The organism is Spirosoma lituiforme, from assembly GCF_054776635.1.
The window spans coordinates 17833-30039 of the sequence record NZ_BAAHBO010000007.1 but is presented as its reverse complement, the minus strand read 5'-3'; the positions used below and the strand labels follow the sequence as shown (position 1 = coordinate 30039).

The following is a 12207-nucleotide window of genomic DNA, read 5'->3' as shown; positions in this document are numbered from 1 at the left end:
TGACGAGGCAAAATGTTCTCCCCCGCAACAATAAGGGTTGACTATAGTACGAGCGGCTAAAGAACAGGATTACAGGCTGACTTCGGGACAGGCGTTGTGTCAACTAAAACGCTGAAATGGAAGTCCCAACTGGCCTAGTAAGTCGTACGCCTTGCTTAAGTACTACGTCAACTTTGTTACTCTGTCAACCGCCCGTGTTGATTCATGAATCACCAGCTCGCCTTCGAGATTGGCCTGCGTGATGGTGTTGTTCTTCTTGATAGCATCCAGCAGAATTTTGGTGGCTAGCTGGCCCATTTCCAGCAGAGGCTGCTTTATGTACGTTATCGGGGTCTGAAACAGGTTGTAGGATTCGGCCTGGTCGATGCTGACAACGGCTACCTGTTCAGGAACGCTCAGGTGCAGCGCGTTGAGCTGTTGCAACCCATATAAAGCAAGTGTGTTGGACGCAAACAGGAGCGCATCGACGGGTCTTGCTCCCGTGGTGAGGTCGGTCACTGCTTTTCGGACATCGGCTTCTATTGACCCAATGCCTAACTCTTTCACCCACGTTTTCCGAACTGGAATCCGGTTATCCTTCAGCGCCGACAGGTAACCCTGCTTGCGATCCAGCAGCGTGATCAAACTCGTCTGAAACGTGATCAATCCAATACGCCGATACCCTGAGTCGATCAGGTGCTGTACCGCCTTGTGAATCGCTTTGTAGTTGTCCAGCGCCACATAATTGGTTTTGAGTTCCGGAAAATAGCGGTCAAGTAACACAAACGGAGTGCCTTGCTGCTGCAACTCGGCGAGCTGCGGCTCAATGCCTTCGGGGGGAGCAATCAATAACCCATCAACCTGCCTGTTGAGCAGCGTCGTAATCAGCTTCTGGGCTTTCGGAAGCTTCTCGTCTGAACTGCCGAAAAGAACGGTGTAGTTGTGCGTATCCGCTTCATCTTCGATAATGCGCGCCAGTGACGACGAAAACGGATTCGAAATATCAGATACAACCAGGCCTATTGTGTAAGTCCTGTTTGTTTTAAGACTCTTGGCAATCTGGTTTGGCTGATAATTTAATGATTTGGCAACTTCCCGGATTTTCTGGGCAACTTGTTTATTGATCCTATTTATCTTCTGATTGTTAAGCACATAGGAAACAAGCGTTGTCGATACGCCCACCAACTGAGCAATATCTTTCAGCGATGTCTTCTTGATCATGCAGCGAATATAGGAAAAAGGCAATAAATAATTTAATCGTTTAAACAATCGAATTGTTCGTGATATTCATTCGAGATTAAAAAATTCATAGAAAAGGAATAAAATAAGCTATATAATTGTATTATTTTAATAAGGTTAGATTGCTATATAAAGAACTTTTGCCGATTGGAGCCTGAAACGTTGAAACGTTTAAACCAAACTAATTTTGTTGGGGTTTTATAGCTGATAAACGAATAGCATGTCAATGTGAATCAGCTTATTAAAGAGCGGCTTATCTGGTGTATGTATACGCGTAGAGGAGGTAGATGGCGGCTCAGAAATGAATAAGAAAGGCATTCGCTGGCATATCAACAGGTCTATTTTTCGGGAAGCTTAAACGAGTATAAAACACATTCCCGGACTGGACCGCTAAACAGGCAAAAAGATGAACTTCATACACAATCATAACACAACGAACCAGGCAACGGCAGGCAGCCTGCGCAACCTGGTCCGGGAATCAATTCTGTTATTTATCAATCGGCATGCCGGGGTTTTCGAAGCACTGTCCCGTCATCAGACTCCATTCGGTGGGTCATTTCTGGCTGGCAATCGCTAAACCATAACACACATTTAATTTTCATCAACATGAATCGTTTCTCTGTTTTATATATGCTTAACGGACAGTATCATCACCTTGGCGCGTCTACTCAGTCAGAGGCCATGTCCGTTCTACAAAATCTGTCAAAAAATACAAAACGGATCCCCGTTGGTATTTACGACGCCAAGACCGAACTGTTCGAATGGGAACCGGGTCGGCAAAAAAACTACGACCAGGGCGATATTGAAGAGCAGGGTAAACTGGCCGATCAGATTATTACGATCGCACAGGCTTTGCGTCGTCGGGATGCTAGCTGGCAACCAGCCGGGACGTTCAGAAGACCCAGTTTTTTTGCGTAAGTAACGTTCTTTTCCTGTCAGGAATAGCGGGCAGTACGAACACCGGCACATGTATGTCTCCGGTTCGTTCGTATTGCCCGCCATGTCCGGCATGGTGAAACAAGCACGCGCTGATTCGACATCAATACTACTCAACATCAACTTCTTATGTTTACAACCACTCAGGAGGCTTCAACACGCCCCCTCGTAACGGCTTCGCATAGTGTGCTGGCGTATCCGGCTTTTCTGGCCGGCCATCGAACCGTGCAGGAAGCTATGGGAGATGGACACATTAACACCTATCTGCGTACATTTTTAACGACAACGGGCAAGACGCTGGCCTCTATGGATCTTTCTGAAGACGTAGAGGAAACGATTATTCAATTAGTAAACTGCCTGACCAGTCTGGATGAAAGTGACTCGCTGAGCCGGTTGTGCCGCGATGGCGCATCTAAACTACAGGCATTCGTCATTCCAACGCTACTCGACCGGCTCGATCAGGGGAAAGATGTATCGTCACTGGCGTTTTTGCTGGCGGCTTACGGGCACTATCTGCAAGCGGGGGTCGATGATAAAGGACAGGACTATCTGGTGGACGAGCCACAACTTACCGCTTCTGACTGGACGTTGCTACGGGAAGGTGATGTGCTGTCTGTTCTGGCCATCTCGCCTTTAGCTCCCGCCAATCTGCGTTCGTTCCCGCAGTTTGTGGCCCCGTATAAATCATACCGAAATCAGATTGCCTGTTATGGGCTTGCTTTTTCGTTGAAACAAACCCTTTGCGCTTTCTGGGAGGAAGAGGCTGAACTGCACAAAGGCGTAATGGCCTGACGCAGTACCGGAAATAACTTTTACCGGAGTTGTGTCCTCAGCTTGGATCCGTATCCTGGGCTCATGTCTTCGCGAACCGTTTTGTGTCTACATGAAAGTGCGGCCCGGGAGGACACGAGCCTAGGAGTAAGTGAAGCAAGTGGTATTCGTTTTTTAAAACAGACACCACTTGCTTCACAGAAATAACCTTTAGCTGAGCCACGGGGTTTTGTCAGAAAAGCAGGCTGTAAAAGTCTGAAAATGACTCAACTCATGGAATACAGACAATTAGGAGGATCAGGATTGCAGGTGCCGGTACTAAGTTTCGGTACGGCTACGTTTGGCGGGGGGAACGAATTTTTTAAAGGGTGGGGCAGTACGCAGGCCGACGAGGCTACGCGGCTAGTCGATCTTTGCCTTGATGCAGGTGTTAATCTGTTCGATACCGCCGACGTTTATTCGGATGGGCTCGCGGAAGAAATTCTGGGTCAGGCCACTGCCGGAAAGCGTGACAGGTTGCTGATCTCAACCAAGGCTACGTTCTCCTTCGGTGAAGGCCCCAATAACCAGGGGTCATCGCGGTTTCACTTGCTCAGGCAGTGCGAAAGCAGTTTGAAACGCCTGAAAACCGATTACATCGACATTTACCACATGCATGGTTTCGACGGGGTCACTCCGCTGGAAGAAACCATGCGTACGCTGGATGATCTGGTGCAGAGCGGCATGGTTCGTTACATTGCCTGCTCGAATTATTCGGGTTGGCACCTGATGAAATCGTTGGCCATTTCCGAGAAATACGGCTGGAATCGGTTTGTAGCCCACCAGGTTTATTACTCGCTGGTAAACCGGGAGTACGAATGGGAGCTGATGCCACTGGGCCTTGATCAGCAGGTGGGTGCCTTTGTCTGGAGCCCGCTGGCGGGTGGCCGTCTGGGCGGTAAATACGGCCGTACCAAGCCCGCACCCACCGAAGGTCGGGTATCTGAAGGAAAAAGTCCGGTGCCGCAGTCGGCGGTTTCGGAAGAGGTCTTTTACGCTATTACGGATGTGCTGGAAGAAATAGCCGCCGAAACAGGTAAGTCGGTGGCGCAGGTGTCGCTCAACTGGCTGCTGCAACGGCCAACCGTATCGAGCATTATCATTGGTGCCCGCAACGAAGAGCAACTCAAACAAAATCTGGATGCCGTCGGTTGGAATCTGACCATCGACCAAGTGAAGAAACTGGATGCCGCCAGCGATGTGCCGACCATTTATCCGTATTGGCATCAGCGTCAGAACCTGACCTTGAATCCACCTCCCAGGTTCTACTAGTTCCAATGATTCAGTTTACGCGATTCGACCATATACTGCTGCCTATTCCGGAAGGAAGAACAACCGAGGCCAGAACGTTTTACAGTCAAGTTTTAGGCCTTACTGAGATTCCGGGCGAGCACCCCGGAGGAGCCATCTGGTTCGAGATTGCCAATATACAACTGCACCTGCGGGAAGAAACAGGAGGGGGTTTGTCGCTGCGGCACCCGGCTTTTGAAGTCGCCGATCTGGCTGCGGCAAAGCAGGAACTGGTGCGAAAAGGTGTGGCTATTGCCTACTCATCGGACATCGACGGACGCCAGCGGTTTTTCTTCCGCGATCCGTTTGGGAATCGTATCGAGTTGCTTTCCTTCAACGGCCCAAACGTGTAGGGGGATTAGTCCGCGCCCGGTAACATAACTTCTGGATACTATTGCGGTTTAGCATGCCCATTTCTATCGTTGACCACATAAGCAAGGTGGACTGACGACAGAAATGGGCACGCTTATATTAAAAATACATTAAAATTAAGTAAGCAGGTGTATGTCGTTTCGGTACCCTGCCGATGGGGAGTTTTTCGTAGTCTGAACGCCGTTAGAACCCAAAACGGACAATCTAGATGCAAGAAGAACGAACAAATCCATCGTGCGTTTACATGAGCTGATTCGGATCGTGGCTGCCCGTTGCATCAGGTTCGTATAAGCAACCGCCGACTTTTGCGTTGAAACGGAGTAAGCCTATATAGTAAGCATTCCTTTTCACCCAATTCGCTACTAAGTAACACCCGTTCATGGATCATCAATTGATCTTGCGAGCCGACGGGTGGTGCTTCTACAGCTTCCTGTTCTTGCGGTATTTTTTTGCCAGGCAACGAATAGTCTTATAAAAGCCTGTCAGTTCCTACAGGCTATCAATCCACCAAAAACAAGCGATGAATTTGTTACGGGGCCCCAGCCGGGATTCCGCTGACTGCTTACTTATAAACACCACCATCCGATGACTGATTTTCATTCCTCTTTACTAACCAAGCCGCTTTATGCCCATGAACCGTTTCTACTGGACTATTTCTGCGCTCTTTTTTTTACTGCCTCTGCGTGGCTATTCGCAGATTACCATGCCGCTCTCCCGGATGGTCTTTCAACGTGATAATGGCAATCGTGCCCAGGTGCCTATTCAGGGCAATTGCCCGGCTTCCGCTTCCAGTTTTCAGGTTAAAGCTACAGCCCTCAACGGCGGGCAATCGGTCGATTGGACAACCATCGGATCGGCCGGTAACGGCGCCTTCTCCGGTTCGTTACCCCTGATGGGGGGCTGGTATAGTCTTCAGGTTCGGGCGCTGGCGGGCGGCTCCGAGGTGGGAAACTGGACCCTGGATCGGGTAGGCGTGGGTGAAGTCTTCATTACGGCCGGGCAGTCGAACCAGTACGGTTCTCCTTATGCCAATAACCTCAACGCCCAGGACGATCGGGTATCGGTGCTGGGTTACTACAACTGGCCGCAGGGAAATATTGATGAAACGGCATTGCCCAAACAGCTGGTACAGGCCGGTAACGGCGCGCAGTCGGGACCGCACGGGGCCATGTACATCTGGGGTGGTCTGGGCGACCGACTGGTGGCTCGCCTGGGTGTGCCGGTTATGTTTCTGGGGGCTTCCTACGGGGCAACCTCCTCGTCGGAATGGCGCGATGCCGCGAACGGAGTCGAAAATGTTGCCTCGTTCACCAAATCGTCACCGTATCGTCCGTTTGGGGTAGCCATTATGTACTACATCAAACGCAGTGGGGTTCGGGCGGTTTTGTGGCATCAGGGCGAGTCCGATAACAGCGCTGTTTCGCAGGGGGACTATGTCAATAACCTAACGACTGTTATTAACAAAAGCCGATCGCAGTCGGGCATGGGTGCCCTAAGCTGGGTTATCTCCAAAGTATCGTACTTTCCTGGTAATGGACACGATTACGACCAAAACATCATCAACGCCCAGGAGCAGCTTATCAGTCAGGTTAACAACTGCTTTCCCGGCATATCGACCGATGGCTTTATCGGGCCCGACTGGCGGTCGGATGGGTTGCACTTCAAAGATGCGGTATACCCGCAGGTAGCCGACTGGTGGAATCAGGCCCTTTCCGATGCCTTCTTCTCGCAGTGCCAGCCCAGCCAGCCTTCCGCAACACCCAGCATTACGGCCGGCTACGTATTCCCGATCAATCGGAACGGTGGTGAGCCCATTCAACTCCCGTACATGGTTACCGCGCCCATTAACTCCGGCAATCAGTACACCATAGATGTGTATACTGAAGGGGGCAGTTTGGTGGATAACGTATCCGCCAGCCAGGTCGGGAATGTACTGGAATTCGTGTTGCCCGTGTGGGCAGATGGCCGGGTGAAGGTGCGGATTCAATCCAGTTCACCCGCCTGGACGGGGGAGTTCTCGGAACTATTTACGGCCCATAAAACAGGCGACAGACCAACGGGGAACCCCACGAATCCAGCGCAGCCGCCCTCCTCCAATCAGGCTCCAACCGTGTCAGCGTCGGTAAACCTGGGTACCGCAACGCGAAATCAGCGGTACGAGGCAACGATTTCGGGCAATACGTTTGCCGATCCCGAAAACGCAGCGCTAACATATACCATTAGTGGATTACCGGCTGGCTTGTCCGCTTCGGGTCTGACCATCAGTGGAACCCCTTCGGAGACGGGGACGTATACGATACGCATTCGGGCCACCGACCCCGCCAATCTGTACGTCGAGACAACCGCTACCTTGGTCATTAACGGCGGACAGCCAACGGCGACCGGTAATTACGAAGGATACGTAGACGGAAAAGGTTGCTCTACCCTGAATGGCTGGATCTATACGAGTTCAGCGGCTAACGATGCCGTTGTGATTGAAGTCGTTGCCGGTGGCCAGGTGGTATCGACGCAAACTGCGTCTCAATTTCGGCCCGACCTGGTTGCCGCCGGTAAAGGCAATGGCTATCACGGCTATAACTTCGATACGCCTGATGCGTTAAAAACCGGCAGTGACATCAGTGTTACGGTTCGCGTTCAGAACAGTGGTTACGTATTGAATGGCGGTACATTTACCCTGACTTGTGCTGGTAATGCCGTGCCGCCCACGCCCGCCCCACCTGTAACGACGCCCACAACGCCCCCGGTAACGACACCGCCCCCGACAACACCCGTACCGACAACACCTACGCCCTTGCCCACAACGCTGGTGAGTCCGCAGGGATGGGTCGATATTTCTGATTGCAGCCGGCAGTACGGCTGGGCCAGGGACGCGGGCACCCCCAACGCTGCGGTGCAGGTAAACGTCAACTGGGATGGTATTCCGGTAACTACGCTGACGGCCAATGCGTACCGTCAGGATCTGGCCACCGCTTTTGGCGATAACGGGCAGCACGCGTTTAGTTATGACGCACCGGGTAACCTGACAACAGCCGGACCGCATCAGGTTGTTTTGCAGATCGTTGGGGCCGCCAATCCGTTCCAGGCCACAACCGTGTACTGCAATGCGGGTTCCCGACTGGCCGCTTCATTGGCAGACGAGGAGCCCCTGGCGTGGCGGATCTTACCGAACCCAACGGCCGATTATGCCCTGGTGATGATTCCGATGGCCTATCAGAAAGCGAAACTGAACGTAAGCGTTGCAACACTGGACGGATTGACGAAACCACTGGGCTATACCACGCTGGCAAATCAGATCAAAGTGGATGTGAGCCAGTTTAAAACGGGATTATACCTGCTGCGTATCGAAGCCGACGGCCGACACATAGCCAGCCTGAAACTACTCAAACAATAGCAAAGGTCAGCCAGATTAGTCACGAAGCTACCTGGCTGACCTTCCCGATCATTTCTTACCTTTGGTCGGCACAGCGGCTGATAAATAGCCTGCTTTCATTTTCTGACCAAACTCGATATGCGCCTTCTGTTAATTCTGCTGTCTTGTTTGTCCTTTAGGGTGGTTCTTGCGCAAACCCCCTTTGCTGAACAACTGGACAAACACCGCGAGACGTACAAAAAAGACCTGATGGCTTCCGCTGGTGGACCGTTGACCGCCGAGGAAGATTTAGCCTATATTCAGTTTTACGCAGCCGACTCAACCTATCGCATAACGGCCACGGTGGAGCGGATACCGAAGGCCGAACCCTTCGACATGCCAACCTACAACGGCATGACAAGACCGCACGTTGCCTACGCATTGCTCTCATTTGTGCTCCGCGGCAAGCCGCAGCAATTAACCCTTTACCGAAATCTGAACGTTATTCGGATACCGGAATACCGTGATTATTTGTTTCTGCCCTTCAAGGACAGCACCTCTGGAAAAGAAACGTACGGGGGCGGTCGCTACCTTGACCTACGCACGGGCGACATCCAGAATGGGCGCGTGACGCTGGATTTTAATAAAGCCTATAATCCTTACTGTGCCTTCAAAGAGGGATATCCCTGCCCAATACCACCCAAAAACAATCGGATGACGGTACCCGTCGAGGCCGGTGAAAAAACGTTTGGGAAGGAGCATTAATGGCCAGGGGCGTCCTGCGCGTCAGAATTACTTCCTGGCCCAGATTAGTCCGTAGTCCATTTGCGTTGGGATGTTTTCATCCGTGGGCTTCAGGCCAGCTTCGGCCAGCCAGCCTCTGTACTCGGCCCGACTGTAGCACCGGCCTTTGGTTCCCCAGAAAAGCTGGGCAGAATAGTCGGTTACGGGTAATGGTCCATCGAGTGTATCGTTCAGAAAGGCATCGTGTACCCATAGTTCTCCACCGTCGCGCAGGGCCGAGGCAAAGCGATGCGCCAGCCACTGACAGGTTGGCACAGGCCAGTCATGAAAGAGGCTGGCAGCCAGCAAAATATCCGTTTGCGGAAGATCATCCGTCAGCATATCGCCCGGCTGAAAACGTACCCGATCCCGTATAGTATGCGCGCCCGGCCGGCCACTTTGACTGAATTCGTCCAGTATCTCAGCGGCTACGGCCAGCACGGCCGGTCTGTCGAGAATGGTCGCGGTTGAGGTGGGGTTGGCTAACAACCATTCGTAGGTGTAAAAGCCGGTTCCTCCGGCCACGTCGAGCAGATGCCCTTCGCGCCTGGTGAGGTTGGCCGCCACAATGGGTGACAGGTGTCGGGCTCGTCCGGCCAGGCCCAGCGTGAATTTGCGGGCCAGATCCGGGTCGTCCATAGGCGAGGGGCCTTCTCCTTCCTTCACGAACGAAATGCCCTCGGTTGTATCCAGGGGGCCATCGTTCCGGAGTCGGGCCGCCATCTCAACAACGCCGTTGTCCTCTTTCTCCAGGCCTGTATAGCCCGTCAGATTAGGCGTTTGCGACTCCGTCAGGTAACGGCCCAGCGCGGTAATGGCCAGTCGGTCCGTTTCGTCGTACGTGAGTAGACCCATGGCGCACAGAGCCGGAAAGAGAACCATAGCCGGGCGTTCGCTGAGGCCCAGCCGATGGCTGATGTCAGCCAGGGACTGCGGCTTATCGCCTAATTGGTCAAATACAGGCAGGTGATGAACGGCGGCAACTAACAGGCGGGAGCCATACATAGCCCGTAGATGTCGCGTAATGGGAGCCAGATCGAGTTGAGGAGTGTTGAGCATGTTGGTTCTACGTTTGCTGACCGGATTAGCCAGTTCGGGCGAATGCCAAAGATACCATCGGTTTCCCGAAAAGAGGCCTTTCGCCAAAATGGGGTTAAGACTGACCACCTTGGCAAAAGACCTGAAATAGCAGAAAGTACATAAGCAACCGTCCGGCTACCGGCGTCCAATGATTCCCGCTGAATACCTGCATTCGGGAGGCAGACACGTTTTCTTACATAAATTAAGTGGGGTAGGAAACAGTTATATCTACCGGGTGGCCTGCCGATAAATTGACCGGGTGGTGCGAATAGGCGATTCCTGCTTGTTGGGGCCGATGGACTGCACTGCGTAGACATACGTTTTGCCCGGCTTGACCCCCTGGTCGTTGAAATCGAACGTACCCTGGCTCAGTTTTCCCACAGTGGTAAACGTACGTTGGGTGGGCTCGCGCCGTACCACCCGGTATCCTACGATCCCACCCGGCTCTATCGGCGGCCACGACACGCGGATGCTGGTCGACATATTGACCAGGGAAACTTCCTCAATAGCAGGCAGCTCACTGGCTACGGGATTCCCATATACGCTGACGGGTAGAGAATACTGGCCCCGCTCGCCGGAGAGTCCCACCGAAGCGACCCGGTACACGTAGGCAACGCCCAGCACAAACGTGGTATCCGTAAAACTAGGCTGCGTCCACGTACCGTCGTGCAGCGTTCTGAAAGCCCTGTCGGGTTCGGATTGCCGCTTGCGCTGCAAGGCATACCCCTGGATGTAATTGTCGTTCAGTCGCATATCCGACCAGCTTAGAAAAGCATCGTTATTGATGATTTCATGCTGAATCAGGTTGGGCGACGAAAACTCTACTGGCGCATAGGCAACGGTGGGACGGTAGGTTATGTAATCCGACAGGACGCTGACGTCCTGGGTTAGGTTCATGGCCTGTACGGCGTAGAAATACGTGACCCGGGGCGAAAGAAAGTTGGCTGAGTCGACAAATTCTCTGGCCTTCACGGGCAATCCAATGGGAGCCATATCCGTAGGGCTTTGACCACGGTACACATGGAAGGCGTACCCTGATTTATCATCGGCCGTATCCCAAACCAGGCGAGGTAAGCGTCCTGTCGTGTCAACGCGTAGGTTGAAGGCCGGGGTTGGTCGCCGGAATTTAGTGCAGGATTGAGCGGTCATGGCCGGAATTTCCTGCTTTAAATCCTGAAACGGAACAAACAGCGGTCGAATGGAATACGTAAACAACTCACCCGCCGGGTACACGTCCGGATCGGTATAGCTGGTGGCATCGACGGGCAGAATGGCCAGTACTTTCGGGGCTGTATTGGCCGAGGTACGCGACAACTCGATACCCGAATAATAGGGCTTCGCGGATAGTTTTTTCCACCACAGATAAATGGCGCTGGTCGTGTCACGGCTGTTAAGTCCGTAGATGTATTCGACCTTGCTATTGGTAACGGCCACGCCACGCGCCACTGCTGACGTGTCGCCCTGGTTACCCGCGTAGTCTTCGGGAATCAGCCTGGTTTCAACCACATCGTCGGGCTTACAACCGATGCGGGCCGTGGTGTAGAACTGCCCGGCGCTGTCGGCAGTGGCGGTATGTTTCTCCAGAAAACGCCACCGTGCCTCGTTGTTCAGTCGGTAATACACCGCGAAAGTCGTATTGAGTGCCCCCACCGGAAAAGTTGAAAATAGAGCGGGGCGCTGTAAGGCAACCGCTTTTAATTCAGCAAAGCTGTTGACGCTCAGAGACGCCGGATCGGTGGGCAGGGCTATGGGTGGGTACGATACGTTCCAGGAGAAGCGCACGGCACTGTCGGTGCCAACAATGCGCCGTAGGTCGGTTTTTACGCTGCGGATCGCGGGGTTGGCCTGGTTAAGGACCACGCGCCGGTCAACCTCCTGCTCAACACCAGCCTTATCGAGCCGCACCACCCGGTAGCCGTAAAAGCCGCCGGGTTTTACTTCTGTATCCAGAAAAACCTCGCCCAATCCCCGCGAAAAAGCAATGTCAGTAGCAGATAACAACTGGCGAGCATCTCGCCGGGCCGGATCGGTGAGGAATCGGTCAACTTCAGCCTTTGACGTAAACCCAAACGTCCGAACAAACTGGTTATACTTAGCGCTACCGACCAGGTCTTCGAACTGGGCAGCCGAGGTGGTAGGCCGTAGCGTACCCACAAGCCGACCCTGATCGGAATCGGTTCCCTTTTCGGTACGCCGGACAGCAAACGACTGGGCTTTCTGGTATAAATCGTTTGTATCGGCCAGGGTTACCTGTACATAGATCCCCCTGGGAGATGGGTACGTCATGACGTTGTACACCGGTTGTTGCTGGGCAAACACACCCGTGGCGAGCAACGTACTGAGTAATGAATAAATAAACTGGTTCATGT

Annotated in this window: 10 protein-coding genes; 7 read left to right on the top strand and 3 right to left on the bottom strand. The window is 52.9% G+C overall.

Annotated features, from left to right (window positions below):
- Positions 1–162 precede the first annotated feature (162 nt).
- Positions 163–1200, bottom strand: coding sequence for a LacI family DNA-binding transcriptional regulator (locus ACYU87_RS21005; protein ID WP_461136067.1), 1038 nt, complete (start codon positions 1198–1200; stop codon positions 163–165).
- A gap of 424 nt (positions 1201–1624) precedes the next feature.
- On the opposite strand from ACYU87_RS21005, the gene ACYU87_RS21000 reads away from it, so the two are divergent.
- The 7 genes from ACYU87_RS21000 (at position 1625) to ACYU87_RS20970 (ending at position 8740) form a co-directional block, all read left to right on the top strand.
- A complete protein-coding gene (locus ACYU87_RS21000) occupies positions 1625–1795 on the top strand; it encodes a hypothetical protein (protein WP_461136066.1) in 171 nt (56 codons plus the stop codon).
- Positions 1796–1824: 29 nt separating this feature from the next.
- Complete coding sequence (locus ACYU87_RS20995; protein WP_461136065.1) at positions 1825–2136, top strand: hypothetical protein; 312 nt, start codon at positions 1825–1827, stop codon at positions 2134–2136.
- 147 nt (positions 2137–2283) lie between these two features.
- Entirely contained in the window at positions 2284–2946 is a 663-nt protein-coding gene (locus tag ACYU87_RS20990; RefSeq protein WP_461136064.1) for a mannitol dehydrogenase family protein, read from the top strand.
- A 252-nt stretch (positions 2947–3198) separates the two neighbouring features.
- Positions 3199–4236, top strand: a complete 1038-nt coding sequence (locus ACYU87_RS20985; protein WP_461136063.1) for an aldo/keto reductase — start codon at positions 3199–3201, stop codon at positions 4234–4236.
- Between the two features lie 5 nt (positions 4237–4241).
- Entirely contained in the window at positions 4242–4607 is a 366-nt protein-coding gene (locus ACYU87_RS20980; protein ID WP_461136062.1) for a VOC family protein, read from the top strand.
- A 644-nt stretch (positions 4608–5251) separates the two neighbouring features.
- Positions 5252–8017, top strand: coding sequence for a putative Ig domain-containing protein (locus ACYU87_RS20975; RefSeq protein ID WP_461136061.1), 2766 nt, complete (start codon positions 5252–5254; stop codon positions 8015–8017).
- A 117-nt stretch (positions 8018–8134) separates the two neighbouring features.
- Positions 8135–8740 (top strand): DUF1684 domain-containing protein, encoded by a 606-nt coding sequence (locus tag ACYU87_RS20970; protein ID WP_461136060.1) that lies wholly within the window; start codon positions 8135–8137, stop codon positions 8738–8740.
- A gap of 27 nt (positions 8741–8767) precedes the next feature.
- Here the strand turns inward: ACYU87_RS20970 and ACYU87_RS20965 are convergent, their stop codons facing one another.
- Both ACYU87_RS20965 and ACYU87_RS20960 read right to left on the bottom strand, forming a co-directional pair.
- Complete coding sequence (locus ACYU87_RS20965; protein ID WP_461136059.1) at positions 8768–9817, bottom strand: methyltransferase; 1050 nt, start codon at positions 9815–9817, stop codon at positions 8768–8770.
- A gap of 249 nt (positions 9818–10066) precedes the next feature.
- On the bottom strand, positions 10067–12205 hold the full coding sequence (locus ACYU87_RS20960; RefSeq protein ID WP_461136058.1) for a fibronectin type III domain-containing protein: 2139 nt from the start codon (positions 12203–12205) through the stop codon (positions 10067–10069).
- Positions 12206–12207 lie beyond the last annotated feature (2 nt).

Bases quoted from the DNA above. Each gene is read 5' to 3' on its own strand.
- ACYU87_RS20985 (WP_461136063.1), top strand. From the start codon at position 3,199: ATGGAATACAGACAATTAGGAGGATCAGGATTGCAGGTGCCGGTACTA.
- ACYU87_RS20970 (WP_461136060.1), top strand. From the start codon at position 8,135: ATGCGCCTTCTGTTAATTCTGCTGTCTTGTTTGTCCTTTAGGGTGGTT.
- ACYU87_RS20965 (WP_461136059.1), bottom strand. From the start codon at position 9,817: ATGCTCAACACTCCTCAACTCGATCTGGCTCCCATTACGCGACATCTA.
- ACYU87_RS21000 (WP_461136066.1), top strand. From the start codon at position 1,625: ATGAACTTCATACACAATCATAACACAACGAACCAGGCAACGGCAGGC.
- ACYU87_RS20980 (WP_461136062.1), top strand. From the start codon at position 4,242: ATGATTCAGTTTACGCGATTCGACCATATACTGCTGCCTATTCCGGAA.
- ACYU87_RS20995 (WP_461136065.1), top strand. From the start codon at position 1,825: ATGAATCGTTTCTCTGTTTTATATATGCTTAACGGACAGTATCATCAC.
- ACYU87_RS20990 (WP_461136064.1), top strand. From the start codon at position 2,284: ATGTTTACAACCACTCAGGAGGCTTCAACACGCCCCCTCGTAACGGCT.
- ACYU87_RS20960 (WP_461136058.1), bottom strand. From the start codon at position 12,205: ATGAACCAGTTTATTTATTCATTACTCAGTACGTTGCTCGCCACGGGT.
- ACYU87_RS21005 (WP_461136067.1), bottom strand. From the start codon at position 1,200: ATGATCAAGAAGACATCGCTGAAAGATATTGCTCAGTTGGTGGGCGTA.
- ACYU87_RS20975 (WP_461136061.1), top strand. From the start codon at position 5,252: ATGCCCATGAACCGTTTCTACTGGACTATTTCTGCGCTCTTTTTTTTA.